The organism is Piezobacter thermophilus, from assembly GCF_055386745.1.
Genome location: NZ_AP042380.1, coordinates 2,688,747 through 2,713,647, shown reverse-complemented (window position 1 = coordinate 2,713,647; position 24,901 = coordinate 2,688,747). Strand labels below are relative to the sequence as shown.

At 68.3% G+C, this 24,901-nt stretch carries 20 protein-coding genes; 11 read left to right on the top strand and 9 right to left on the bottom strand.

What is annotated here, in order from left to right; genetic code table 11:
- Nucleotides 1–75 precede the first annotated feature (75 nt).
- Genes ACZ5CM_RS13085 through ACZ5CM_RS13070 form a run of 4 tightly spaced genes read left to right on the top strand, consistent with a single transcriptional unit; the run spans nucleotide 76 to nucleotide 6,286 of the window.
- Nucleotides 76–2,121 (top strand): oxidoreductase, encoded by a 2,046-nt coding sequence (locus ACZ5CM_RS13085; protein ID WP_464639212.1) that lies wholly within the window; start codon nucleotides 76–78, stop codon nucleotides 2,119–2,121.
- Nucleotides 2,122–2,853 (top strand): NAD(P)-binding domain-containing protein, encoded by a 732-nt coding sequence (locus tag ACZ5CM_RS13080; RefSeq protein ID WP_464639211.1) that lies wholly within the window; start codon nucleotides 2,122–2,124, stop codon nucleotides 2,851–2,853.
- Nucleotides 2,850–4,829 carry an oxidoreductase gene (locus tag ACZ5CM_RS13075; protein WP_464639210.1) on the top strand — a complete coding sequence of 660 codons (1,980 nt, stop codon included), beginning with the start codon at nucleotides 2,850–2,852 and terminating at the stop codon, nucleotides 4,827–4,829. The genes ACZ5CM_RS13080 and ACZ5CM_RS13075 overlap by 4 nt, the downstream gene beginning before the upstream one ends.
- 44 nt (nucleotides 4,830–4,873) lie before the next feature.
- Nucleotides 4,874–6,286, top strand: coding sequence for an FAD-binding oxidoreductase (locus ACZ5CM_RS13070; protein WP_464639209.1), 1,413 nt, complete (start codon nucleotides 4,874–4,876; stop codon nucleotides 6,284–6,286).
- Nucleotides 6,287–6,451: 165 nt separating this feature from the next.
- Here the strand turns inward: ACZ5CM_RS13070 and ptsP are convergent, their stop codons facing one another.
- From ptsP to ACZ5CM_RS13045, 5 genes are all read right to left on the bottom strand, one after another.
- The gene (gene ptsP / locus ACZ5CM_RS13065) at nucleotides 6,452–8,695 is read right to left on the bottom strand and encodes a phosphoenolpyruvate--protein phosphotransferase (protein WP_464639208.1); all 2,244 of its coding nucleotides are present in this window, start codon (nucleotides 8,693–8,695) and stop codon (nucleotides 6,452–6,454) included.
- Nucleotides 8,696–8,741: 46 nt separating this feature from the next.
- Entirely contained in the window at nucleotides 8,742–9,980 is a 1,239-nt protein-coding gene (locus ACZ5CM_RS13060) for an aspartate kinase (RefSeq protein ID WP_464639207.1), read from the bottom strand.
- Nucleotides 9,981–10,091: 111 nt separating this feature from the next.
- Nucleotides 10,092–10,538: a DUF1178 family protein gene (locus tag ACZ5CM_RS13055; protein WP_464639206.1), complete on the bottom strand. Its 447-nt coding sequence runs from the start codon at nucleotides 10,536–10,538 to the stop codon at nucleotides 10,092–10,094.
- Between the two features lie 161 nt (nucleotides 10,539–10,699).
- Complete coding sequence (locus ACZ5CM_RS13050; protein ID WP_464639205.1) at nucleotides 10,700–11,458, bottom strand: EcsC family protein; 759 nt, start codon at nucleotides 11,456–11,458, stop codon at nucleotides 10,700–10,702.
- A gap of 87 nt (nucleotides 11,459–11,545) precedes the next feature.
- Entirely contained in the window at nucleotides 11,546–12,043 is a 498-nt protein-coding gene (locus ACZ5CM_RS13045) for a GNAT family N-acetyltransferase (RefSeq protein ID WP_464639204.1), read from the bottom strand.
- An 81-nt stretch (nucleotides 12,044–12,124) separates the two neighbouring features.
- Here ACZ5CM_RS13045 and ACZ5CM_RS13040 point away from each other — a divergent pair, with 81 nt between their 5' ends.
- A complete protein-coding gene (locus ACZ5CM_RS13040) occupies nucleotides 12,125–12,733 on the top strand; it encodes a flavin reductase family protein (RefSeq protein ID WP_464639203.1) in 609 nt (202 codons plus the stop codon).
- A 35-nt stretch (nucleotides 12,734–12,768) separates the two neighbouring features.
- On the opposite strand, the gene ACZ5CM_RS13035 is transcribed toward ACZ5CM_RS13040, so the two are convergent.
- Nucleotides 12,769–13,929, bottom strand: coding sequence for an NAD(P)/FAD-dependent oxidoreductase (locus ACZ5CM_RS13035; protein WP_464639202.1), 1,161 nt, complete (start codon nucleotides 13,927–13,929; stop codon nucleotides 12,769–12,771).
- 154 nt (nucleotides 13,930–14,083) lie between these two features.
- On the opposite strand from ACZ5CM_RS13035, the gene ACZ5CM_RS13030 reads away from it, so the two are divergent.
- Together ACZ5CM_RS13030 and ACZ5CM_RS13025 are read left to right on the top strand one after the other, a co-directional pair.
- Nucleotides 14,084–14,953: an S-methyl-5'-thioadenosine phosphorylase gene (locus ACZ5CM_RS13030; RefSeq protein ID WP_464639201.1), complete on the top strand. Its 870-nt coding sequence runs from the start codon at nucleotides 14,084–14,086 to the stop codon at nucleotides 14,951–14,953.
- Nucleotides 14,954–15,131: 178 nt separating this feature from the next.
- Nucleotides 15,132–15,671, top strand: a complete 540-nt coding sequence (locus tag ACZ5CM_RS13025) for an adenine phosphoribosyltransferase (protein WP_464639200.1) — start codon at nucleotides 15,132–15,134, stop codon at nucleotides 15,669–15,671.
- Nucleotides 15,672–15,767: 96 nt separating this feature from the next.
- Here the strand turns inward: ACZ5CM_RS13025 and ACZ5CM_RS13020 are convergent, their stop codons facing one another.
- Nucleotides 15,768–16,457: a GntR family transcriptional regulator gene (locus ACZ5CM_RS13020; RefSeq protein ID WP_464639199.1), complete on the bottom strand. Its 690-nt coding sequence runs from the start codon at nucleotides 16,455–16,457 to the stop codon at nucleotides 15,768–15,770.
- On the bottom strand, nucleotides 16,457–17,824 hold the full coding sequence (locus ACZ5CM_RS13015) for a formimidoylglutamate deiminase (protein WP_464639198.1): 1,368 nt from the start codon (nucleotides 17,822–17,824) through the stop codon (nucleotides 16,457–16,459). The genes ACZ5CM_RS13020 and ACZ5CM_RS13015 overlap by 1 nt, the downstream gene beginning before the upstream one ends.
- Before the next feature lie 71 nt (nucleotides 17,825–17,895).
- Between ACZ5CM_RS13015 and hutI the strand changes: the two genes are divergently transcribed.
- The 4 genes from hutI to hutU are packed head-to-tail and all read left to right on the top strand — an operon-like array spanning nucleotide 17,896 to nucleotide 23,064.
- Complete coding sequence (gene hutI, locus ACZ5CM_RS13010; protein WP_464639197.1) at nucleotides 17,896–19,092, top strand: imidazolonepropionase; 1,197 nt, start codon at nucleotides 17,896–17,898, stop codon at nucleotides 19,090–19,092.
- On the top strand, nucleotides 19,089–20,594 hold the full coding sequence (gene hutH, locus ACZ5CM_RS13005) for a histidine ammonia-lyase (RefSeq protein ID WP_464639196.1): 1,506 nt from the start codon (nucleotides 19,089–19,091) through the stop codon (nucleotides 20,592–20,594). The genes hutI and hutH overlap by 4 nt, the downstream gene beginning before the upstream one ends.
- Nucleotides 20,591–21,385, top strand: a complete 795-nt coding sequence (gene hutG / locus ACZ5CM_RS13000) for an N-formylglutamate deformylase (protein WP_464639195.1) — start codon at nucleotides 20,591–20,593, stop codon at nucleotides 21,383–21,385. Before hutH ends, hutG begins: the two co-directional genes overlap by 4 nt.
- The gene (gene hutU / locus ACZ5CM_RS12995) at nucleotides 21,382–23,064 is read left to right on the top strand and encodes a urocanate hydratase (protein WP_464639194.1); all 1,683 of its coding nucleotides are present in this window, start codon (nucleotides 21,382–21,384) and stop codon (nucleotides 23,062–23,064) included. Before hutG ends, hutU begins: the two co-directional genes overlap by 4 nt.
- A gap of 3 nt (nucleotides 23,065–23,067) precedes the next feature.
- Here hutU and ACZ5CM_RS12990 read toward each other — a convergent pair whose 3' ends face one another.
- Complete coding sequence (locus ACZ5CM_RS12990) at nucleotides 23,068–24,819, bottom strand: hydantoinase B/oxoprolinase family protein (RefSeq protein ID WP_464639193.1); 1,752 nt, start codon at nucleotides 24,817–24,819, stop codon at nucleotides 23,068–23,070.
- Between the last annotated feature and the right edge of the window lie 82 nt (nucleotides 24,820–24,901).

Below are 24,901 nucleotides of genomic sequence, written 5' to 3'. Positions count from 1 at the left end.
GGCGCGACACAGACTGAAGCTGTGCCGCGTAGCGGCTCATTTTGATTGTAACCGCGAGGAAAACGGAACCGAGCCATGTCCAACGATCCGCTGCTGCAACCGTTCCGGCTGAAGCACCTCACGCTCCGCAACCGGATCATGACCACCAGTCACGAGCCGGCCTATCCCGAGGACGGAATGCCGAAGGACCGCTATCGCGCCTATCACGAAGAGCGGGCGAAGGCAGGGGTGGCGCTGACCATGACCGCGGGTTCGGCGGTGGTGTCGAGAGACAGCCCTCCGGTCTTCAACAACATCCTGGCCTGGAGGGACGAGGTGGTGCCGTGGGTCCGGCAGCTGACGGATGCCTGCCACGAACATGGCGCGGCGGTGATGATCCAGCTGACCCATCTGGGCCGGCGCACCGGCTGGGACAAGGGGGACTGGCTGCCCTCGGTGTCGTCCTCGCATCACCGCGAGCCGGCCCACAAGGCCTTTCCCAAGCTGGCGGAGGACTGGGACATTGCGCGGATCATCGCTGATTTTGCCGATGCCGCCGAGCGGATGAAGGAAGGCGGCATGGACGGGGTCGAGCTTGAGGCCTATGGCCACCTGATCGACCAGTTCTGGTCGCCGCTGACCAACGATCTGGACGGGCCATATGGCGGCGGGTCGCTGGACAGCCGGATGAGGTTCGGACTCGACGTGATTTCCGCGATTCGCGCCCGCGTGGGGAAGGATTTCATCCTCGGGGTCCGGTTCACGGCGGACGAAGCCCATCCCGGAGGGATCACGCCCGAGATCGGGGTGGAGATGGCCAAGCGGCTCGAGGCCACCGGGCAGGTCGATTTCATCAACGTGATCCGGGGGCGCATCCACACCGACCCGGCGTTGACCGACGTGATCCCGGTGCAGGGAATGCGCAGCGCGCCGCATCTGGATTTTGCCGGCATGGTTCGGGCCGAAACGGGGCTGCCCACCTTCCATGCCGCGCGCATCGCCGACGTGGCCACGGCCCGGCACGCGGTGGCCGAGGGGCTTCTGGACATGGTCGGCATGACGCGGGCGCACATGGCCGACCCCCATATCGTCAGGAAGATCGCTGAGGGGCGCGAGCATGACATCCGCCCCTGTGTCGGCGCCACCTACTGCCTGGACCGGATCTATCAGGGGGCGCCGGCGCTGTGCATTCACAACCCGGCGACCGGGCGCGAACTGACCATGCCGCATGTGATTGCGCCGGCCGCCGAGCGCAGGAAGGTGGTGATCGTCGGCGCCGGCCCCGGCGGGCTCGAGGCCGCGCGGGTGGCGGCCGAGCGCGGCCACGACGTAACCGTGTTCGAGGCCGCCTCCGAGCCGGGTGGCCAGGTGCGGCTTGCCGCGCGCAGCCCGCGCCGGCGTGAGATGATCGGCATCATCGACTGGCGCATGAGCCAATGCGCCGCCCGCGACGTGACATTCCGGTTCAACACCTGGGCCGAGGCATCGGATGTGCTGGGCCTGGACCCGGACGTGGTCATCGTCGCTACCGGCGGCCTGCCCGCCACCGAAATGTTCGAGGATGGCGAAGGGACCGACCTGATGGCGACAAGCTGGGACATCCTGTCGGGCGACGTGAAACCCGAGGGGTCAGTCCTGATCTACGACGAATCCGGCGATCACGCCGCGCTGCAGGCGGCCGAGGTGGTGGTGAATGCCGGGGCGCGGGTCGAGGTGATGACACCTGATCGGACGTTTTCGCCGGAGGTCATGGGGATGAACCTCGTGCCCTACATGCGCAGCCTGCAGGGCAGGGCCGCGACCTTCACCATCGCCCGGCGCCTGATCGGCGTGCGCCGGGAGGGCAACCGGCTGGTGGCCATCATCGGAACCGACTACAGCGACCACAGCTTTGAGGCCGAGTACGACCAGGTGGTGCTGAACTACGGCACCCGGCCGCTGGCCGACCTCTATTTCGAGCTGAAGCCGCATACGGTGAACCTGGGCGAAGTCGATCACGATGCGCTTGTCGAGGGGCGTCCGCAGGCGGTGGCGACCAACCCGGACGGGGCGTTCCGCCTGTTCCGCATCGGCGACGCGGTGTCGTGCCGCAACACCCATGCGGCGATCTACGACGCCCTGAGGCTGATGAAGGACATCTAGATGCGGCTGGGCGTGATCGGAACCGGCGAGATTGCCAGCGCCGCCCTGCGCGGGATCGCCGCGGATGGGCACGACATCGTGGTATCGGAGCGCAGCCGCGCCCGCTCGGCGGCGCTGGCGGCCGCGTTCCCCAACATCTCGGTCGCCCGGAACCAGACGGTGCTGGACCGCTCCGAGGTGGTGTTCCTGGGGCTCATGGCCGGGGCGGCGGCGCAGGTTTTGGAGGAGCTCCGCTTTCGCCCCGGTCTTCGCGTGGTCAGCTTCATGGCCGGGGTCTCGCTTGACGAGGTGCAGGACATGGTGCGCCCGGCCCGCGCGGCCGCCGTCATGATTCCCTTTCCGGCCATCGCCCGCGGGGGATCGCCGATCATGGTGCATGGCGATGCGGGGCTGATCCGCGACATTTTCGGTGCCCGCAACCGGGTGTTCGAACTGGCCAGCGATGACGAAATGGCGGCATGGCTCTGCGCGCAGGCGGTGCTGTCGCCGGTCGTTCGGATGGTAGGCGATGCGGCCGCCTGGCTGGGGCGGCGTGCGGCGAATCCGGAGGACGCCGAGAAATTCCTGCGCCTGCTGGTGGCGTCGAGCCTTTCCGCCAGCGACTGCGCATCGCTGATCGCGGCGCTTGATACCCCCGGCGGATTCAACCGGCGCCTGCGGCGTTACATGGAAGAGGGCGGGATGCGCGAGCGGCTGCTCCGGGGACTCGACCAGCTGGAGGGCGAGGCATGAAGTTTCCGCACATCTTCAGCCCGGTGCAACTGCGCCACCGGAGGCTGCGTAACCGGGTCGTGTTCGGCGCGCATACCACGAACATGGGGCGCGATGGCCTGCCCGGCGATCGGCACCTGGCCTACTACGTCGAGCGGGCCAAGGGGGGCGCTGCGATGATCGTGGTCGAGCCGATGCCGGTTCACCCTTCGGCGGTGCTCACGCGCGGCAATTTCCGCCCCGGCACCGACGAGGTGATCCCCCATTTCCGCCGCATCACCGAGGCCGTGCACGACGAGGGCGCGGTGATCCTGCAACAGCTTTACCATGTGGGCGCGCATGGGGATGCGGACAATTCCTGGCACGCCCACTGGTCGCCCTCGGGCGGGCCGAGCTGGCACGACAGCGACGCCAGCCACGCCATGAGCGAGGCCGAGATCGAGGAGACCATCGACGGCTTCGTGCAGGCGGCGGCCCGCTGCCGGAAGGCCGGTTTCGACGGGGTCGAGGTCTGGGCGGCCTATCACGGCCTGCTGGACCAGTTCTGGACACCCTTTTCCAACACCCGCGACGACAGGTGGGGCGGCAGCCTCGAGAACCGCACCCGGCTTTCGCGCGAGATCTGCCACCGGATCCGGCAGGCCTGCGGCGATGACTTCATCATCGGGCTGGCGGTCAATGACGAACCCGATGTGCCTGCCGCGCTGAGCCGCGAGAGCATGGCCGAAATCATTGCTCTGCACGATGCCCAGGAGGCGATGGATTACGTCACCTGCGGGGTGGGCAGCTATTTCGATTTCTACAAGCTGATGCCGACATTCCTTTACGGCGAAAAGCTGGGCGTCGATCTGGCGCAGACGCTCAAGGGCGTGGTGAAATACGCGCTGGTCACGGCCGAGGCGCATATCCGCACGCCCGAGAACGCCAACACCGTCCTTGGGGCGGGCGAGGCAGACCTGGTGTCGATCGTGCGCGGCCAGATTGCCGACCCGCACCTGGTGGCCAAGGCAGCCGAGGGACGCGAGGAGGACGTGCGCCGCTGCATCTCGTGCAACCAGCAGTGCTGGGGCCGGCGCGGCCGGGACTACTGGATTTCCTGTCTCGTGAACCCCTCGGTGGGGCGCGAACACGAATGGGGCGGGGACCGGGTCACGCCATCGCTCGCGCCGAAATCGGTGCTGGTGGTGGGCGGCGGGCCCGCGGGGCTGGAATGCGCGCGGGTGGCGGCCGAGCGCGGCCACGAGGTGACGCTGGCCGAGGCCGGGCCCGAGATCGGCGGGCAGTTCCGCCTTGCCGGGCAGCAACCGCGCCGGGGGCAGGTGAGCGACCTGCTGGGCTGGTATCGCCGGCAACTGGAACGTCTGGGCGTCGATCTGCGCTACAACTGCTTCATGGAAGCCGATGATATTGCCGCCTTCGGCGCCGACAAGGTGATCCTCGCCACCGGCTCGCTTCCTCCCGGCACCGGGTTCCAGCGCGCCCTGCCGCATCTGGCGACATTGCCGGGGCTGGAGCGCGGCCGCGTCTGGTCGGCCGAGGACGTGATGACCCGCACGGCCCGGCCCGGCAAGCGGGTGATCGTGTTGGACGAAGGCGGCAACTGGCGCGGCTGCGGCACCGCGTGGTGGCTGGCCGAGCAGGGGCACGACGTCACCCTCGTCACCCCCGACGCGCTTGTGGGCAAGGAATTGCAGCGCAGCGCCACCGACTGGCCGCTGCGGCGAAATCTCGCCCGGCTGGGCGCGCGGTTCGTGACCGACAGCGCCGTCGCCGAATGGACCGGGAAGGGCGCGCGGATCCTGTCGCTGCTCACCGGTGCGGAAGAGCTGATCGAAGCCGACGATCTGGTCATGGCCACGGCCAACCACGCCGACATGGGCCTGCGTGACGATCTCCAACGCCGCGGTGTCGCCCCGGTCCTGGTCGGCGACGCCAACGGCCCGCGCAACGCCGCTCTTGCCATCTTCGAAGGCCGCAAGGCCGCGTTGGCACTCTGAGCCGGTCGCTTGCGCCCCATTGCGGCTTGCGGCATTCAGGGCACATGACCCTGAACCCCGCCGACGCGGCCTTTGCCGAGATCCTGTGCGCGCAACTCCCGCCCGAGGTGCTCCGCCCGGTCGAACCCCGTTACCTGGAGGAGCCGCGCGGCCTGTTTCACGGGCGCTGCGGCCTGCTGGCCCTGCCGCGCAATACTGATGAGGCGGCCACCCTCGTCGCACTGGCTGCTGTCCACCGGGTGCCGGTGGTGCCCTTTGGCGGCGGAACCGGTCTGGTGGGCGGACAGGTCCGGCCCGAGGAACCCGCGCCCCTTGTCATCTCGCTCGAGCGGATGAATGCGGTCCGGGAGATCCATCCGCAGGAATTCGTCATCGTGGCCGAGGCCGGCGCCATCCTCGCCGACGTGCAGGCCGCCGCCCGCGCCGCCGACCGCCTGTTCCCGCTTTCGCTGGCCTCTGAGGGCTCGGCCCGGATCGGCGGGCTGCTTTCAACCAATGCCGGCGGGGTGAACGTGCTGCGCCATGGCAACGCCCGCGATCTGTGCCTCGGCATCGAGGCCGTGATGCCCGACGGCCGCATCTGGCACGGGCTGACGCGGTTGCGCAAGGACAACACCGGTTATGACCTGCGCGATCTGCTGGTCGGCGCCGAAGGCACGCTGGGCCTCATCACCGCCGCCGCGCTGAAGCTGGCGCCGATCCCCGCCGCCACCGGCACCGCCATGATCGCCGTGACTTCCCCGCAGGCGGCGCTCGCGCTTCTGTCGCTGGCCCGGGACCGGCTGGCGGAAGGCATCAGTGCCTTCGAACTGATCCACCGCCAGGGGTTCGATTTCCTGTCCGAGACCCTGCCCGACCTGCGCCAACCCTTCCCGGACCCGCCCGAATGGTGCGTCCTGATCGAGCTGGGGCTGGCCTCCGGCCTCGACCCGCACGAGGCGCTGACCGATCTGTTCGCCGCCGCTGCGGGTGCCGGACTGACCGACGACGGTATCATCGCCCGTTCCGCCGCGCAGCGCGATGCGCTGTGGGCGGTGCGCGAACGCATCCCCGAGGCCAACCGCCTGATCGGCGCCATATCCAGCCACGACATCTCGCTGCCCCTCGGCGCGATACCAGCCTTCATCGAACGGGCCCGCGCGGCGGTGACGCGAATAGGTCCGTTCCGCATCAACTGCTTCGGGCATCTCGGTGACGGCAATCTTCACTACAATGTCTTTCCGCCCCTCGGCACGGCGCGCGCGGATCATGCGCATCTGCGCGAGGCGGTGAAGCGCGCGGTGCACGACCTCGTTCACGAGCTGGGCGGTTCGGTCAGTGCAGAACATGGTATTGGCCGCCTCAAGGTGGCCGATCTGGAACGCTACGGCGACCCGGTGCGCCTCGCCGCCATGCGCGCGATCAAGACCGCCCTCGATCCGGCCGGCATCATGAACCCCGGCGCGGTACTGGGTTGAGCCCGTCCGGGCCGGTCAGACCCAGATGCGACGAAACTTCGCGCCGGCGCTTTTTCCCTTCCTCTTGCAAAAAATACTCCCGCCGGAGGCACCGCCGCGCCGCAAGGCGCGGCTCGGAAAACCTGGCGCGCGGGACGCGCGCCGCATTCGGGCAACGGCCGCGCTTCAATGAAGATTGCGCAGGCACGCCATCACCGCCGGCCGCACGGTGGTCTCCCCGCGGTGGCGCGCGTCCACGATGATCTTGCGCAGCTCGCCCAGATCGACCCGCCGCAGCAGGCTCTTGACCGGGCCGATCGACGCCGGCCGCATGGACAGCATCCGGATCCCCATCGCCGCGAAACAGGCGGCCTCGATCGGTCGGCCCGCATCCTCGCCGCAAAAGCTCAGCGGCGTGCCCGAGATCGCGCAGCGCTCGACGATCCGCTCGATCAGGCTCAGAAAACTCACGCTCAGCGTGTCGTAGCGCCGGCGCACGCGCTCGTTCTCGCGGTCGGCGGCAAAGAAGAACTGCTTGAGGTCATTGCCCCCGATCGATACGAAATCCACGTCATCGAAGAATTTCTGCGGCGCGAAGGCCAGCGAGGGCGTCTCCAGCATCGCCCCCACCTCCAGCCGTTCGGGCACCGGCCGGCCCAGCCTGCGTTCGCGCTCCAGCGTGCGGTCCACCTCGGCGCGGGCGGCCTTGTATTCCTCCCACTGGGCAATGAAGGGGAACATGATGGTCAGCGCCTGCCCGTCAGCCGCACGCACCAGCGCCTGCAGCTGCATCCGCATGATCCCCGGCTTGTCCAGCGCCACCCGGATCGCCCGCCAGCCCAGCGCCGGGTTGGGCTCGTCGGTGGGCTTCATGTAGGGCAGAACCTTGTCCGAGCCGATATCCAGCGTGCGGAACACCACCCGCTTGCCATGGGCGGCGTTCAGCACCCGGCGGTAAAGCTCCACCAGCTCGCCGCGCTTGGGCATGTGGCTGCGGACGAGAAACTGCAACTCGGTGCGGAACAGCCCCACCCCCTCGGCCCCGGAACTGTCCAGAGACGGCAGATCCGCCATCAGCCCGGCATTCATGTGCAGCGCCACCACCTGACCGTCGCGGGTCTCGGCCGGCTTGTCGCGGATCGAGGCATAGCGCTCCTGCGCCTGGGCCTGCATGGCGATCTTGTCGCGGAAGGCGGCCACCACCGTATCGTCGGGGCGCAGATGCACCACGCCATGGTCGCCGTCGATCATGATGTGGTCGCCGTTGAGCGCCTCGGTGGTGATCCTTTCGGCATTGACCACCAGCGGAATCGCCAGCGCCCGGGCCACGATCGAGGCGTGGCTGCCCACCGATCCCTCTTCCAGCACGATACCCCTCAGGCTGCGCCCGTAGTCGAGCAATTCGGCCGGGCCGATATTGCGGGCCACAAGGATCGGGTCCGACGGCCGCTCGGCCCCGGTTTCCGCCCCCTGGCCGGTGAGGATGCGCAGCAGCCGGTTGGACAGGTCGTCAAGATCGCTCAGCCGGTCGCGCAGATACGGGTCGGTCACCTGCGCCATGCGCGAGCGCGCCTGGCTCTGCTCCTTCTCCACCGCCGCTTCCGCGCTCAACCCGCGGGCGATGTCCTCTTCCATGCGCCGCATCCAGCCCTTGGAATTGGCAAACATCCGGTAGGCTTCGAGAACCTTGAGCTGCTCCTTGTCGCCGTCCTGCGACATCTCCAGCATCCGGTCCACGCCGACGCGCAGCTCTTCCACCGCCGCCTTGAGGCGCTCCAGTTCCATTTGCGGGTCATCGGCGATGGGATTGGTGACGACCACCCGCGGCTCGTGCAGCCAGACATGGCCTTCCGACGCGCCTTCCTGCGCGACGGAGCCGCGGATCATCACCGGCCGCTGGTGCAGCGGCGACAGCGCCGCGCCCTCGCCGACGAAGGCCCCCAGCTCGGCCATCTCGGCCAGGACCATGGCCACGACTTCCAGGGCATAGACCTCGTCCGAGGTGAAATTGCGCTCGTCTCGCGACTGGACCACCAGCACGCCCAGCTTTTCGCCGACCCGCTGGATCGGGATGCCCAGGAAGGAGGAATAGCGTTCCTCCCCGGTTTCGGGCATGTAGCGGAACCCCTTTTCCGACGGCGCATCGGGGGTGTTGACGACGGTGCCGGTGCGCGCCACCCGGCCGACCAGCCCCTCGCCAAGGCGCAGCCGGGTCTGGTGCACGGCTTCGGGTTTCAGCCCCTCGGTGGCGCACAGTTCCAGTGTCTCCTCGTCCCGGAACAGGTAGATCGAGCAGACCTCGGTTTCCATGCTGTCGGCGATCAACTGCACGATCCGGTCAAGGCGTGTCTGGCCGGCCTCGGGGCTGGCCATGACCTCGCGCAGCCGCTTCAGCAGCTTTCGACTTTCGCTTTCTGTCGCCTCGGGCATCGGCTTTTGTCACTTTGCAACTCGGGCCGGTCCCGGAATCCGGGTTTCAGGCGGCCTTGTCCAGTTCGAACGCATCATGCAGCGCCTGAACGGCAAGTTCCATGTATTTCCGATCGATGAGAACGGAAATCTTGATCTCCGAGGTGGTGATGACCTTGATGTTGATGCCCTCGTCCGAGAGCACCTTGAACATCTTCGCGGCCACGCCGGACTGGCTGCGCATCCCGATGCCGACCACCGACACCTTGGCCACGTTGCTGTCCACCACCAGCTCGGCATAGTTCAGCGCGCCTTTCTCCCTGATCTCGGACAGGGCGGCCTCGGCGCGGGCGACCTCGCCCACCGGGCAGGAAAAGGTCATGTCCGTGCGCCCCTCTTCCGAGATGTTCTGCACGATCATGTCCACGTTCACGCCCGCATCCGAGAGCGCGGTGAAGATGGTGGCGGCAATGCCGGGCCGGTCGGCCACGCTCAGCAGGGTCAGCTTTGCCTCGTCGCGCGAATAGGCCACGCCCGCAACAGGTTTCGATTCCATGATTTCCTCCTCGTCGCAGACCAGCGTGCCGGCCTCGTCGGATTGTTCCCCGAAGCTGCTGAGAACCCGCAGCTTCACGTGATGGCGCATCGCCAGCTCGACCGAGCGCGTCTGCAGCACCTTGGCGCCGAGGCTGGCCAGTTCCAGCATCTCCTCGAAGGAAATGCGGTCAAGCTTGCGCGCCTTGTCGCAGATGCGCGGGTCGGTGGTATAGACCCCGTCCACATCGGTGTAGATATCGCAGCGCACGGCGCCGAAAGCGGCGGCAAAGGCCACCGCCGTGGTGTCCGAGCCGCCCCGGCCCAGCGTGGTGATACGCCCGTCCGGGCCGATCCCCTGGAACCCTGCCACCACCGCCACCCGCATCCCTTCGGCGAACTTGGCGTTGATGTTGTCGGTGGGGATTTCTTCGATCCGGGCGGCGGCATGCGCATCGGTCGTCTTCACCGGCACCTGCCAGCCCTGCCAGCTGCGCGCCGGGATGTCCATTTCCTGAAGCGTCAGCGCCATCAGCCCGGCGGTCACGTTCTCGCCCGACGAGACCACTGCATCATATTCGCGCGCATCGAACAGAGGCGAGGTTTCCTCGACCCAGCCCACCAGCTCGTTGGTGCGCCCGGCCATGGCCGAGACGATGACGATCACGTCATGGCCCTTCGCCACCTCGACGCCGACGCGTTTGGCGGCGCGGCGGATGCGGTCGAGATTTGCAACTGACGTGCCGCCGAATTTCATCACCAGAACGGGCATGGACTTTCCCCTTGGGCCTTGGTTCCGGCGGGGTTTACGCGCAGAAGCGGCATGGTGCAAGACGCGCGAAAGGTCGCGGGAAGAGCAGGGGCGATCGGGCCGTGGCGGTTTTCAGTTGGCCTTGCGGCCGGGCAGGAAAGGCAGCGGCGCCACCGGGATGCCCTCTTCGATCAGCGCGCGCGCCTCGTCCGGCTTCGCCTCGCCATAGATCGAGCGTTCGGGCGCTTCGCCCGCGTGCATCGCGCGGGCCTCGGCGGCGAAGTTGCGGCCGACATAGTCCGAGTTTTCCTCCACATGCCGGCGCAGCCGGGCCAGAGCCTGTTCGGCCGGCGTGGCGGGTGTGCTCAGCGGGCGCGCAGGCGCGGTCGCCTTTTCGGGCGTGGCCGCATCGCGCGACGGGCGCACCCGCGGTGCCATGACCGATTTCTCCACCTTCGGCGAGCCGCACACCGCGCAGGACACCATGCCCGCCGCGTGCAGCTTGTCGAAGGCGTCCGCCGACTGGAACCAGCTGTCGAAGCTGTGGCCTTCGGCGCATTTGAGGGCGTATTGTATCATGTCCTTTCCACCTCGGGGTTGCGGATTAGATATCCACCCCGGCCCGAAGATCAAGAGACGCCGCCCGCGCACGCCGTCATGCCGCTCCTTGCCCGGCCCGGTTGCATCAGGTTACCCGGAACGGGTGGAATTTCCACGAAAAATCGCGCGCGGGGGGGATGTCATGACAATTTCGGACGCATCCGCGCGGCCAGCCGCTCGACCAATTCCTCGTGCGGGATGTCGGCGTCGATGGCCAGCCGCCGCAGCCCGAAATGGACATGGGCGACCTGCTGGTAATAGCGGGTGTAGACATAGTTCACCCCGGCCCCTGCCACCGCGCCCAGCAGCGGCACCGTCTGGGTCGCCAGCTTCTGCCCCAGCACCACCGCCAGTCGCGGCGCCACCGCCGCGATCAGTTTCTGCACCGCGCCGCCGGTCAGCGTCAGCCGCAGCGCGATGAAGCCCAGATCGGCCCCGTCATCCATCGCCAGCGGCCCGGCCGCGGCCAGAACCCGGATGCAGTCGAACTGCACGTTCTCGGCCGCCGGGTCGAAGTCGTGCTCGGCCGCAACCGCCTGGATGGCACGGAGGAGCACCGTCACCGTCGCCGGCAGTTCGATCAGCGCGGTGGCCAGTCCGCCCATGCCGCCGGCCGCGCCCATGGCGGTGGTCAGGGCGGTGTTCACCCACTCGGCCTGATCCGGCACTGTCGCGCGCGACTCCTGCGCCGCCTTCACCGCCGCCCACAGCGCCCGCTCGGTGGCCTCGTCCAGGCCCTGCCGGACCTGCGGCGGCAGCCGGTCGAGCAGCCCCTCGGCCTTGCCCCCCAGCAGATTGAGCAACTGGATCCCGGCGCCCGCGGCCGCCCGATAACGGGCCGCCAGGCGGTCGAGTTCGGCCTCGGGATCGACCGGGGGCACGGTCACGATGTCGTCCATGGCGCCTCCTCGGGCTCTGGCCTCAGGATCGTCCCATTCCGGTCCGGTTTCAATCCCCCGTGCGCCCCTCCTGTGCCGACATGCGTCTCAGTCGTCGCACGCGTCCCAGCGCGTCACCGCGCCGCGCACGTCCCGCCACGCTCCCGGGGCCAGTTCCAGCCCCAGAACCCGGTCGGGGTTGGTGGGGGGCGGCATCACCACCCCGTCGAGGCGGGCAAAGCCGAAACGGCCGTAATAGGGCGCATCCCCCACCAGCATCACCCGCGTCCAGCCGCCTGCGCGCGCCGCCTCCAGCCCGTCGCGGATCAGCGCCCCGCCCAGACCTTCGCCCTGGTGGGTGGGGTGCACCGCCACCGGCCCCAGCAGCAGCGCCGCGTGCCCGCCCACGCGCACCGGCCAGAACCGGATCGCGCCGGCCAGGATGTCGTCGTCGTCGCGGGCCACGAGCGACAGGCCCGGCACCGGCGGGATGCCCTCGCGCAGCCGGTAGGAGGACAGCGCCTCACGCCCGGGCGCAAAGCACAGGTCGAAAAGCGCCTCGACCTCCCACCAGTCGTCGGCTGTTTCCGGTTGCAATCGGATCACCTGGAGCCCCACCTCGGGAAATTCGGTGGCATTCGCCCTAGCACGGCGCTAACCCTTCGGCAAACAGATGGAGATAGCCCCATGTTCTACCGCCCCGAGGACGGCCACGGCCTGCCCCACGACCCGTTCAAGGCCATCGTCGCACCGCGCCCGATCGGCTGGATTTCCACCCGCGATGCGGACGGGCGCAACAACCTTGCGCCCTATTCCTTCTTCAACGGCATTGCCGACAATCCACCCATGGTGATGTTCTGTTCCATGGGGCCGAAACCCGGTTCCGGCCAGGCCAAGGACAGTATCGCCATCATCCGCGAAACCGGCCGTTTCGGCGTCAACGTGGTGTCGCAGGCACTGGCCGAGCAGATGAACCTGACGGCGGCGCATTACGACCGCGGCGTGGACGAATTCGAGCGCGCCGGGCTGGAGGTGATGGAGGGGCGGGTTCTCGACCTGCCGCTGGTGGCCGCCGCCCCGGTGGCGCTGGAATGCGAGCTGTGGCGCGAGATCGACCTGCCCGGCAGCGCGGTGATGATCACCGGCACGGTACGCGCGGTCCATATCCGCGACGAATTCCTGCGCGAGGGGCGGCTCGACGTGACCGCCTACCGGCCGCTTTCGCGGCTGGGCTACATGGATTACGCCGCCGTCGACGAGGTCTTCGCCATGCCCCGCCCCGACGACCTGCTCTGAGCGCGGGCAGGGGCCCCGGCGCGGTCAGGCCGCGTTCACGCAAAGCCGGGCAGGCGTTCGGGGCCGAAGGGGCGCAACATCTGCGGGTGCGCCCCGTCCGCGACGACCTCGGCCATCAGCTGTCCCAGCGCGGGGGCAAGCGTCACGCCGCTGTGGGTGACGATCACGAACAGTCCCTCGGCGCCGGGCATGGCGCCGGCGATGCTCAGCCCGTCCTGCGGCATGGCGCGGATGCCAACCTCGATCCGGCAGGGATCCAGCAATGCCGCGCCGGCGAAGGCGGGCATGATCTCGCGCATCCGTTCCAGCAGGGCGGTGGCATGGGGGCGCAGGGCAGCGGGATCGGGGGGCTCGGAAACCGCGCCGTCCTCGGCATCGGCGGCGATGCGCAGCCCGCCATCGGGTTCGGGCAGCACGTGCAGATCGCGCGGCCCGTCGATCCAGACCAGATGCCGCACCCGCCCCGCCTTGACCGGCGGGGTGGTGACCAGAAGCCCCGGCACCCGGCTCACCGGAAAGCGGGTGGCAAAGCCGTCATAGCCGGTCAGCGCCCCGAGCACGGTGGGCGTGTCGGGCCCCGCGGCGACCACCACCCGCGGCGCGCGCATCTCGCCCTTGGCGCTGCGCAGACCCGACACTGCGCCTGCCTCATCGGTCAGCAACTCCAGCGCGGCGCAGTTCTCGAACACTGCGCCCCCCGCCGCCTTGATCCGGCCCGCCATGAACCGGGCAAAGCGGGGGGCGTCGAGGCATTTGTCGGCCGGTGCCAGCAGGGCCTCGGTGTCGGGGGCAAGGGTCAGGTCGGGTTCGTGTGCCCGCACCGCCCGTGCATCCAGCCATGCCACCGGATAGCCCAGCCGCTCCAGCGCTGCCGCCTGCCGGTGCAGGGCGGCGTGGCGCGTCCCGTCCGAGCGCCGGGCCAGGATCAGCGCCCCGGTGCGGCGCAGCCCGATCGCCTCGGCCCCGAAGGCGGCGGCAAGACCGTCATACATGGACACGCTCAGCGCATTGAGCCGGTGATAGTCGGGATTGCCGGTCTTGCTGGTGGCGTTGACCCAGCTGAAATTGCGCGCCGTGGTCCCGCCGCCGATGCGGCCGTGCTCGACAACCGCCACTTTCAGGCCCCGCTGTGCAAGGTAATGGCCGTGGGTGCAGCCGATGATGCCCCCGCCCACGATGATCGCATCGAATTGCATGGCCCGGCCTCCCGCTCTGCCCGAATCATGGCCCTTCGGGAAAGGGTTAGCGCAACGGGGGCGGGCAGGAAACGCGGGCCAACTTCCCCGTTGCAGTCCGGGCGATCTGCACGCAACATCGCCGCCAGCTGACAACGGGAGGCGAGCCAGAGGCATGAACAGGAAAATCGGCGTGATCGGCGGATCGGGGATTTATGAAATCGACGGACTGGAAGGCGCGGAATGGACCGCCGTGGACACCCCCTGGGGGGCGCCGTCGGACGCGATCCTGACCGGGCGGCTGGAGGGGGTGGAGATGGCCTTTCTGCCCCGGCACGGGCGCGGGCATGTCCATTCCCCCTCGGACGTGCCCTATCGAGCCAATATCGATGCGCTGAAGCGGCTGGGCGTGACCGACGTGGTCAGCGTCTCGGCCTGCGGGTCGTTCCGCGAGGAAATGGCGCCGGGCGATTTCGTCATCGTGGACCAGTTCATCGACCGCACCTTCGCCCGGCCCAAGAGCTTCTTCGGCAGTGGCTGCGTGGCCCATGTGAGCGTGGCCAACCCCACCTGTCCGCGCCTGGGCGACGCCTGCGAGGCAGCGGCGCGCGCGGCCGGCATCACCGTGCATCGCGGCGGCACCTACCTGGCGATGGAGGGACCGCAGTTCTCGACGCTCGCCGAATCGCGGATGTATCGCGAACACTGGGGCGCGGATGTGATCGGCATGACCAACATGCCCGAGGCCAAGCTCGCCCGCGAGGCCGAGTTGTGCTATGCCTCGGTCGCCATGGTCACCGATTACGACAGCTGGCATCCCCATCACGGCGAGGTGGACATTTCCGACATCATCGCGATTCTCATGGGCAATGCCGACAAGGGCCAGGCGATGGCCGCGCGCTTGCCGGCGCTGCTGGGGGGGGCGCGCGCGCCCTGTCCGCATGGCTGCGACCGGGCGCTGGATCACGCCATACTGACCGCGCCGGAAAAACGCGACCCTGCGCTGGTGGCAAAGCTCGACGCCGTGGCAGGGCGGGTGCTGTGAACTTGAACAGACCCCGGCCCGGCCGCACCTTGGAACCCGAAGATTTCCGCTGAGGCGCTTGCGACACTGTGCCGCCGGTTGCGCGATCTGCCGACCATTGGGCCTTGATTCGCAGCGCCAGCTGGGCCAAACCGCCGCCGCATCGCCCGAAAGCCCGGACAGCAGAAGGACAATCCCCATGCCCCGCAACCGCACGGTCAAGGATTATATCCGCACCATTGTCGATTTCCCGCATGAAGGAATCATGTTCCGCGATGTGACCACGCTGTTTGCCGATGCGCGGGGGTTTCGCATGGCCGTCGACCAGATGCTGCACCCCTATGCGGGTGAACGCATCGACAAGGTGGTAGGGCTGGAGGCGCGCGGTTTCATTCTTGGCGGCGCCATCGCCCACCAGTTGGCCACCGGCTTTGTTCCGGTCCGCAAGAAGGGCAAGCTGCCCGGCACCACCATCAGCCAAGACTACAAGCTGGAATATGGCGAGGCGATCGTGGAGATCCATGACGACGCCATTCAGCCGGGCGAGAAGATCCTGCTGGTGGACGATCTGCTGGCCACTGGCGGCACCGCCGAGGCGGGCATCCGGCTGATTGAGCGGCTGGGCGGCGAGATCGTGGGCTGCGCCTTCATCATCGATCTGCCGGATCTGGGCGGGCGGAAGAAGCTGGAGGCAATGGGCATGGAGGTTCATGCCCTTTGCGCTTTCGAGGGGGCCTGAGGCCGCCCGGACGCCGCCCGTGGCGGCGTGCCTCCGGCGGGAGTATTTCCGGCAAGGGGAAAGGGGCGCGGTGTGCTCTTCCCCCCGTGCGTTGCTTCAGATCTCGAGCCGCAGGTGATAGCCGGGCGCATAGGCCAGCCGCACATGTGTCACCGGGGCGGCGGGGCCGAAGGTGGTGCGGGTCAGGACCATGATCGCGGCGCCCGTTTCGCAGGACAGGTGCCGGGCATCCTCGGCAGTTGCGGGGGCGGCGCAGTAGTCGAGCGTGCCGTGATCGAATGGTGCGTTGCGGACCAGCCATTCGTTGGGATCGATGCGGTCCAGCGGGGCATCGGCGAAATCCGGCACGGCGGCGAGATGCACCCAGCGGTCCTCGCAGGCGAAGGGGCGGCCGTCGGCCAGGTAGAGCGTTCGGACCCGTTCGACCGGCGCCGTGGCCGGCAGTCCCAGCGCCGCCCGGATCGGGGGTGGCAGGGGCGGGCGGTTTCGGTCGATGACCGCGTGGGAGGCGGTCTGTCCGCGGTTTTCGATCTCCTTGCGGATCAGCGGAATAGCCACCTGGGCCCGTCGCAGCGGGGCGGGGGCGACGCGGGTGCCGGCCTTGCGGCGGCGTTCGAGCCATCCGGCCTCGGCCAGGGCGCGCAGGGCGCGGTTCACGGTGGCCCGGGCGCAGCCCAGTTCGCGGGCCAGGTCGGCCTCGTTGGGGATCTGCTCTCCCGGGGCCCACTCGCGGCTGCGGATGCGGCGCAGCGCCTCGGCCTGGACATCCTGCCAGCCCAGGGCCATCAGAGCGCCTCGGCCAGGCGGGAGAGGGTGACACGCCAGCGGGCGGTGATGCGGTCGCGGGCGACGTGGCGGCCATCGCGGACCACGTGCCGGCCTGCCGACCAGACATCGCGCACCAGTCGGTCGCCGGTGGCGAATATCCACGTGTCGAGGAGCGAATCGCCGTGGCGCCCGGCCAGGTCGGGGTGGGTCGCATCCAGCGCCAGCAGGTCGGCGCGCCGCCCCGGCGCGATTGTCCCGCCGTCGCGCCCCAGCGCCCGTGCACCGCCCGCGCAGGCGGCATCGAACAGGCGTCGGCCGGTGGACCCGCCGGGTTCGGCCAGCACCGCGCGTCTGCGGTCGCGCAATCTCTGGGAATATTCGAGCAGGCGAAGCTCCTCGGAAAGGTTGATTCGGATGTTGGAATCCGAGCCTATACCGATCGCGCCGCCCTGTTCCAGCCATCGCGCGCCGTCGAAGATGCCGTCTCCCAGCGAGGCTTCGGTGATCGGGCACAGCCCCGCTATCGCGCCCGTCGCGGCCAGTGCGCGGGTTTCGGCGGCTGTCATCCGGGTGCAGTGGACGAGGCACCAGCGCCCGTCGGGGGGCTGGGTGTCGAGGAGGTACCGGACCGGGCGCGCGCCGTATGCAGCCCGGATCTCGTCCACTTCGGCCTGCTGTTCGGCCAGGTGCATGTGGAGCGGGCCGGTGGTGGCGCGGGCGATTTCGGCCAGCGCTTCGGGCGCCACCGCGCGCAGCGAATGCGGCGCGGCGCCGAGGCGGCAGTCGTCGGGCAGGGCGGCGAGGTGGCGGGCCGTCGCGTCATGCAGGGTCAGGAACCGTTCGAGCATGTTCCCGAACCGTCTCTGGCCGGAGCCCAGGGGGCGGCCATCGGCGCCGCCGCGCTGGTAGAGCACCGGCAGCAGGGTCAGGCCGATCCCGGTTTCGCGGGCTGCGGCGCAGATGCGCGCGCCTGTTTCGGCAAGGTCGGAATAGGGGGTGCCGTCGGGCTGGTGATGCAGGTAGTGGAATTCCCCGACCGCAGCGAAACCCGCCTCCAGCATCTCCATCTGCACCTGCGCGGCGAGGGCTTCGATGTCTTCCGGCGTCAGCCGTTCCAGAAACCGGAACATGAGCGCTCGCCACGTCCAGAAGCTATCCTCGCCTGCCTTCCCGCGCCGTTCCGCCAGCCCCGCCATCGCGCGCTGGAAGGCATGGGAGTGAACATTCGCGGGGGCGGGCAGCAGCAAGCCGGTGCGGTGGTCGGCGTGCCTGCCGGCGCGTGCCCCGCTCACCGAGGCGATCCGGCCATCGCCAGCAATGGTGACTTCGACATTCTCGACCCAGCCGGACGGAAGCAGGGCGGTTTCGGCGTGAATAACGGTCATGGAATTGCTCTTGACGACTCTATTATGTCTATACATAAAAGAAACAAGTGCAGTTTAACAAGGCCAAAGCCATGACCGATCGGGTTCTGACCGATGCACGGATTGCGACGATGCCGCCGCAGGGCGGCTATGGGCTGATCCGATCGGGCTGTGTGGTGATCCGGGGCGGCCGGATCGCGCATGTGGGCGAGGCGGTTCCGCCGGCCTTCCGCGCCCTGCCGCACGAGAGCCTGGGCGGGCGGTTGCTCACACCCGCCCTGATCGATTGCCACACCCACCTCGTCTTCGCCGGGAATCGAGCGGGCGAATTCGAGATGCGGCTTCAGGGGGTCGGATATGAAGAGATTGCCCGCGCGGGCGGCGGGATCCTGTCCACCGTCCGGGCCACGCGCGCGGCCAGCGACGAAGAGCTGGTCGAGGCGGCTCTGCCGCGCCTGGATGCGCTGATCGCCGAAGGGGCGGCGGTGGTCGAGGTCAAGTCGGGCTACGGCCTCGACCTTGATACCGAGCTGCGGATGCTGCGCGCGGCGCGGGCTCTGGAAAAATGGCGTAATATACGGATTTTAAACAGCTTTCTTGGCGCGCACGCGATCCCTCCGGATCATGATGGCCGTGCCGGAGCCTATATCGACGAGGTTTGCCTGCCCGGCTTGCGTGCGGCCCATGCCGAGGGACTCGTGGATGCGGTGGACGGGTTCTGCGAGGGGATGGCCTTCCCGCCAGACCAGATCGCGCGGGTGTTCGAGCTTGCACGCGAACTGGGCCTGCCGGTGAAGCTTCATGCCGAGCAGCTGTCGCATCTGGGCGGGGCGGCCCTTGCGGCGCGATACGGGGCGTTGTCGGCCGATCACCTCGAATACGCGACCGAGGCCGATGCCCGCGCCATGGCCGCCGCGGGGACCGTTGCCGTGTTGCTGCCCGGTGCCTTCTATACCTTGCGCGAAACACGGCGGCCTCCGGTTGCCGCGTTTCGTGCCCATGGGGTGGCGATGGCGCTGGCCACCGATTGCAATCCCGGCTCTTCGCCGATGACATCGCTGTTGCTGGCCATGAACATGGGCTGCACGCTGTTCGGGCTGACACCGGCCGAGGCGCTGGCCGGCGTGACCTGTCACGCGGCAAGGGCGCTCGGGCTGCGGGATGCCGGCTCGGTCGCGCCGGGAATGCGGGCGGACCTGGCGGTCTGGGATGTCGGGGAACCGGCGGAGCTTGCCTATCGTATCGGTTTCAATCCGCTCAACCGGCGAATTTTCGGAGGGGAGGGATGATCGTGACACCGGGGGCCGAGACGCTGGCCCGACTGGAACGCATCTGGCGCGAGGAACTGGCCGTCACGCTGGATCCGGCGGTGCGACCGGGTGTCGAGGCCTCAGCCGCGCAGGTGGCACGGGCGGCTGCGGGCGAAGCGCCGGTCTATGGTGTCAACACCGGCTTCGGCAAGCTGGCCAGCCGCAAGATCGCCCCGGCGGACACGGCAAAGCTCCAGGAAAACCTGATCCTGTCCCATTGCTGTGGCGTGGGCGAGGCGTTGGAGCGTGCGACCACCCGGCTGATGATGGTGCTGAAGCTGCTGTCGCTGGGGCGCGGGGCCTCGGGCGTGCGGTGGGAGATCTGCGCGCTGATCGAGGCCATGCTGGCGCGCGGCGTGACGCCGGTGGTGCCGCATCAGGGTTCGGTCGGGGCGTCGGGGGACCTGGCGCCGCTGGCACATATGGCGGCGGTGATGATCGGAGCGGGCGAGGCCGAGTTCGGCGGCGAGGTGATGCCCGGCGCGGCGGCGCTGGAGCGGGCAGGGCTTGACCCCGTGGCGCCGGGGCCGAAAGAGGGCCTGGCGCTCATCAACGGGACCCAGTTTTCCACCGCCTGCGCGCTGGTCGGGCTGTTCGAGGCCCGGCGCGCGGTAGAGAACTCCACCGTCATCGCGGCGATGAGCACCGATGCGATCATGGGATCGACCGCGCCGCTGGCTGCCGAAATCCACGCGCTGCGGGGCCATGCCGGTCAGATCGAGGTGGCCGCGCGGATGCGGGCGCTGATGGCGGGCAGCGAAATCCGCGAAAGCCACCGCGACGGCGATGCCCGGGTGCAGGATCCCTACTGCATCCGCTGTCAGCCGCAGGTCGTGGGCGCGGCAAGGGACGTGAACGACATGGCCGCCCGCACGCTCGAGATCGAGGCCAATGCCGTCACCGACAACCCGCTGGTTCTGGCGGGGCAGGGGCGGATCGTGTCGGGCGGCAATTTCCATGCCGAGCCGGTGGGTTTCGCCGCCGATCAGATTGCGTTGGCGCTGGCCGAGATCGGCGCCATTGCGCAGCGCCGGGTGGCGCTCATGGTCGATCCCGCGCTTAGCCACGATCTGCCGCCCTTCCTGACCCCCGATCCGGGGCTGAACTCGGGCTTCATGATCGCCGAGGTGACCACCGCCGCGTTGATGTGCGAGAACAGGCACCTTGCCAACCCCTGCGTGACCGACAGCACGCCGACCTCGGCCAATCAGGAGGATCATGTGAGCATGGCCGCGCACGGGGCGTACCGGTTGCGGCGGATGGCACGGAACCTTTCGGTGATCCTCGGGGTCGAGGCGCTGTGTGCGGCCGCCGGGATCGAGGCCCGCGCGCCGTTGAAGACCTCTGCGCCGTTGCGCCGGGTCATCGCCCGGCTGCGGCAGGAGGTGGCTCCGCTTGACCGCGACCGCTGCCTTGCCCCCGATATCGCGCGGGCGGCAGACCTGGTGCGTGGCGGCGCATTGGTGGAGGCCGTGGCATGATTTCGATCGAACGGGGTGAAAGCCCGCTCATCCTGGCCTTTCCGCATAGCGGGACCGAGATGCCGCCCGAGATCTTCGCGCGGCTCAACGACACCGGAAAACGGCTTGCGGATACCGACTGGTACGTCGATCGGCTTTACAGGGGGTTGGTTGACGATGTTACGATCGTCCACACGGATATCCACAGGTATGTGGTGGACGTGAACCGCCCGCCGGACGGCAAGAGCCTTTATCCGGGGCAGAACACGACCGATCTGTGCCCGATGACCGATTTCGACGGAAATCCGATCTACCGGGACGGCCGGGCACCCGATGCAGATGAAATCGCCGCCCGCACCGCGCGGTTTCACACCCCCTACCACGCGGCCTTGTCCACAGAGATCGCCCGTGTGAAGGCGATTCACGGATTTGCAATACTTTACGATTGTCACTCAATACGATCACGTATTCCCTATTTGTTCGATAAAATTTTGCCTGACTTCAATATTGGCACAAATTTGTCCACAAGTTGCCATCAGTCTGTGGAAAAATGCGTGGAAGAAATCTGCCGTTCCGCCGACGGCTTCACCTGCGTTCTCAACGGCCGCTTTCGCGGGGGCTGGACCACGCGACACCATGGCTGCCCGGACGCGGGAATCCACGCGATCCAGATGGAACTGGCGCAGTCGGCCTACATGAACGAGGCCGAGGATCGGCAATGGAACGCACGGCGCGCCGAGCGGCTACGCGGCCATTTGTCCATCATCCTCAATGCCTTGCTGTCCATTGCTGAAACCGGAGTCCTGAAATGATCCTCAACCGTCACAACACGCGCGACATTTTCCCGCCCACCGGGACCGAACTCGTCGCCAAAAGCTGGCTGACCGAGGCGCCGTTGCGGATGCTGATGAACAATCTTCACCCGGAAGTGGCTGAAAATCCGCACGAACTTGTCGTCTACGGCGGAATCGGCCGCGCCGCCCGCAGCTGGGAGGATTTCGACCGGATCGTCGCCTCTCTCGTCGATCTCGAGGCCGACGAGACGCTTCTGGTGCAGTCAGGTCGGCCTGTGGGCGTGTTTCGGACCCATGAAAACGCGCCTCGCGTGCTGATCGCGAACTCCAACCTGGTGCCGCACTGGGCGAACTGGGATCATTTCAACGAACTCGACCGCAAGGGGCTGATGATGTACGGCCAGATGACCGCGGGATCGTGGATCTATATCGGCACGCAGGGCATCGTTCAGGGCACCTATGAAACCTTTGCCGAGGTCGGCCGGCAGCATTACGGGGGCGAACTGCGCGGGAAATGGATCCTGACTGCCGGTCTTGGCGGCATGGGCGGGGCGCAGCCGCTGGCTGCGGTGATGGCCGGGGCCTGCTGCCTGGCGGTGGAATGCGATCCCGACCGGATCGATTCCCGCCTGCGCACCCGGTACCTGGACGAGAAGGCCGATACGCTGGACGAGGCGCTGGCAATGATCGACCGCTGGACGGCAGCCGGCGAGGCCAGGTCGGTGGGCCTTCTGGGCAACGCGGCCGACATCTTTCCCGAACTGGTGCGGCGGATGCGCGCGGGCGGCCCGCGCCCCGATCTCGTCACCGACCAGACCAGCGCCCACGACCCGATCAACGGCTACCTGCCGCAGGGCTGGACCCTGGGCGAGTGGCGCGCAAGGCGCGAAAGCGGCCCGCGGGCGGTTGAGGCCGCGGCGCGGGCCAGCATGAAGGTTCACGTCGCCGCGATGGTCGATTTCTGGAACGCGGGTGTTCCGACGCTGGATTACGGCAACAACATTCGCCAGATGGCGAAGGACGAGGGTCTGGAGGACGCATTCGCCTTTCCCGGCTTCGTCCCGGCCTGCATCCGCCCGCTGTTCTGCCGCGGGGTGGGACCGTTCCGCTGGTGCGCGCTCTCGGGCGACCCCGAGGACATCTGGCGCACCGACGAGAAGATGAAGGAGCTTTTCCCCGACAACGCTCATCTGCACCAATGGCTGGGCATGGCGCGCGAGCGCATCGCCTTCCAGGGGCTGCCGGCGCGGATCTGCTGGATCGGACTGGGCGAGAGACACAAGGCGGGGCTGGCCTTCAACGAGATGGTGCGCACCGGCGAACTGAAGGCGCCGGTGGTGATCGGACGCGACCACCTCGATTCCGGATCGGTTGCCAGCCCCAACCGCGAAACCGAGGCGATGAAGGACGGCTCGGACGCGGTTTCCGACTGGCCGCTGCTCAATGCGCTGCTGAATACCGCCAGCGGTGCAACCTGGGTCAGCCTGCATCATGGCGGGGGGGTCGGGATGGGCTTTTCCCAGCACGCCGGCATGGTGATCTGCTGCGACGGAAGCCGCGCCGCCGACGAACGGATCGCGCGGGTGCTGTGGAACGACCCCGCCACCGGGGTCATGCGCCACGCGGATGCAGGTTACGACATCGCCGTCGATTGCGCCCGCGAGCACGGGCTGAAGCTGCCGGGTATCCTCGGCTGAGGCTCAGGCATCGCCGCGGCGGGCCCGGATCCGCGCCGTTTCATCCGCATCCAGCCGCGGCGGGTCGCCGATGACGACCACGCCGAACAGTTCGCGCGCCTGCGTCCGGCTGTAGCGCTCCAGCCGCACATCCTGCAGCACCGCCTGTGGGTCGCGCTGGAACGGGTCGCCATAGCCGCCACCGCCCGGCGTCTGCACATGCACCCTGTCGCCCGCCTGCAGGGGGATGTCCTGTTCCTTGGACAGATGTTCCGGCACATGCGCCTTTCCCGAACGCCACACCGTCACCCGGTTGGGCGCGCCTTCCTTCCCGCCCAGCGCCCCCTGGGGCCCGAACCGCCCGTGATCCATGACGAAACTCGCCCGTGCCGTGCCCCGGCGCAGCTCCACCTCGTAATCCAGCCCGAACCCGCCCCGATGCCGCCCGGCGCCGCCCGATCCCTCGCGCAGCGCATAGCGGCGGTAAAGCACGGGAAACTGCTGCTCCATGATCTCCACGGGCGGCGCCTTCGAGATGCCGATGGTGGAACAGCCGTTCGACAGCCCGTCATGGTGGGCATTACCGCCATAGCCGCCCCCCGAGATCTGATACATCACATAATCGCGCCCCCGCGCCGGGTCGTGCCCGCCCAGCGCGAAATTGCCCGAGGTGCCGGCAGGCGCGGCCGTCACCCGGTCGGGCAGGGCCTCGACCAGAGCGGCAAACACGGCCTCGGCAATGCGCTGGCTGACCTCGGCCGCACAGCCCGACACAGGCCGCGGATAGCGTGCATCCAGAAAAGTGCCCTCGATCCCCCGCACGCGCAGCGGCTCGAAGGCGCCGGCGCTGATCGGAACCTCGGGAAAGATGTGGCGCATGGCCAGATAGACCGAACTCAGCGTGGTTGCCCGGACCGAATTCATCGGCCCGGCACAGGGCGGCGAAGAGCCCGAGAAATCGAACACCAGATCCTCGCCCGCCCTGGTCACGGTCTGCCGGATCGCCAGCGGTTCATTCACCACCCCGTCGCTGTCCACCCAGGCCGTGGCGCGATAGCTGCCCTCGGGGATCTCGGCGATGAAGGCCCGCATCTGCACAGCCGCCCGGCGACGCAGCTCGGCAATGGCCTCCCGCACCGTGTCGTCGCCGTAACGATCCAGCAGCGCATGCAGACGCCGCTCCCCCACCAGCAGAGCCGCCGCCTGCGCCTTGACATCGCCGATGCGCTGCTCGGCCACGCGGATGTTGGAGGAAATGATCGCCATGATCTCTGCGTCCAGCTCCCCCCCCTTGAACAGCCGGACGGGGGGCAGCCGCAGTCCCTCCTGCTCCACCGCCGTGGCGCTGGCCGAAAACCCCCCCGGCACCATGCCCCCGGTATCGGGCCAGTGACCGGTATTGGACAGCCAGCAGAAGATTTCCCCCTTCCGCCAGAAGGGTCGGGCAAAGCGCACATCCATCAGATGCGTGCCGCCAAGATAAGGATCATTGACGATATAGATGTCATCGGGCTGCGGCGCGGCAGCCCGCCCCTCGCGGATCATCTCGACAAGGATGCGCGTCGAATGCTGCATCGTGCCCACGAAGACCGGCAGCCCGCCCTCCCCCTGCGCAATCAAGGCTCCGTCCTCGGCCGAATAGATCCCGTCCGAACGATCATTGGCCTCGGCGATCACGGGCGAAAACGCGGCCCTCGAAAAGCTCAGATCCATCTCGTCGCAGACCTGCTGCAACCCCGCCTGAATGACGGTCAGCGTAACCGGATCAAGCGCCATGCCACCGCCTCCCGCACCTGTGCGGCTTCTTCCTCTTGCCCCAAATACTCCGGGGGGTGAGGCCCGCAAGGGCCGAGGGGGG

Excerpts from the sequence above, each read along its gene's own strand:
- ACZ5CM_RS13085 (WP_464639212.1), top strand. The coding sequence starts at position 76 with ATGTCCAACGATCCGCTGCTGCAACCGTTCCGGCTGAAGCACCTCACG.
- ACZ5CM_RS13080 (WP_464639211.1), top strand. The coding sequence starts at position 2,122 with ATGCGGCTGGGCGTGATCGGAACCGGCGAGATTGCCAGCGCCGCCCTG.
- ACZ5CM_RS13075 (WP_464639210.1), top strand. The coding sequence starts at position 2,850 with ATGAAGTTTCCGCACATCTTCAGCCCGGTGCAACTGCGCCACCGGAGG.
- ACZ5CM_RS13070 (WP_464639209.1), top strand. The coding sequence starts at position 4,874 with ATGACCCTGAACCCCGCCGACGCGGCCTTTGCCGAGATCCTGTGCGCG.
- ptsP (WP_464639208.1), bottom strand. The coding sequence starts at position 8,695 with ATGCCCGAGGCGACAGAAAGCGAAAGTCGAAAGCTGCTGAAGCGGCTG.
- ACZ5CM_RS13060 (WP_464639207.1), bottom strand. The coding sequence starts at position 9,980 with ATGCCCGTTCTGGTGATGAAATTCGGCGGCACGTCAGTTGCAAATCTC.
- ACZ5CM_RS13055 (WP_464639206.1), bottom strand. The coding sequence starts at position 10,538 with ATGATACAATACGCCCTCAAATGCGCCGAAGGCCACAGCTTCGACAGC.
- ACZ5CM_RS13050 (WP_464639205.1), bottom strand. The coding sequence starts at position 11,458 with ATGGACGACATCGTGACCGTGCCCCCGGTCGATCCCGAGGCCGAACTC.
- ACZ5CM_RS13040 (WP_464639203.1), top strand. The coding sequence starts at position 12,125 with ATGTTCTACCGCCCCGAGGACGGCCACGGCCTGCCCCACGACCCGTTC.
- ACZ5CM_RS13035 (WP_464639202.1), bottom strand. The coding sequence starts at position 13,929 with ATGCAATTCGATGCGATCATCGTGGGCGGGGGCATCATCGGCTGCACC.
- ACZ5CM_RS13030 (WP_464639201.1), top strand. The coding sequence starts at position 14,084 with ATGAACAGGAAAATCGGCGTGATCGGCGGATCGGGGATTTATGAAATC.
- ACZ5CM_RS13025 (WP_464639200.1), top strand. The coding sequence starts at position 15,132 with ATGCCCCGCAACCGCACGGTCAAGGATTATATCCGCACCATTGTCGAT.
- ACZ5CM_RS13020 (WP_464639199.1), bottom strand. The coding sequence starts at position 16,457 with ATGGCCCTGGGCTGGCAGGATGTCCAGGCCGAGGCGCTGCGCCGCATC.
- ACZ5CM_RS13015 (WP_464639198.1), bottom strand. The coding sequence starts at position 17,824 with ATGACCGTTATTCACGCCGAAACCGCCCTGCTTCCGTCCGGCTGGGTC.
- hutI (WP_464639197.1), top strand. The coding sequence starts at position 17,896 with ATGACCGATCGGGTTCTGACCGATGCACGGATTGCGACGATGCCGCCG.
- hutH (WP_464639196.1), top strand. The coding sequence starts at position 19,089 with ATGATCGTGACACCGGGGGCCGAGACGCTGGCCCGACTGGAACGCATC.
- hutG (WP_464639195.1), top strand. The coding sequence starts at position 20,591 with ATGATTTCGATCGAACGGGGTGAAAGCCCGCTCATCCTGGCCTTTCCG.
- hutU (WP_464639194.1), top strand. The coding sequence starts at position 21,382 with ATGATCCTCAACCGTCACAACACGCGCGACATTTTCCCGCCCACCGGG.
- ACZ5CM_RS12990 (WP_464639193.1), bottom strand. The coding sequence starts at position 24,819 with ATGGCGCTTGATCCGGTTACGCTGACCGTCATTCAGGCGGGGTTGCAG.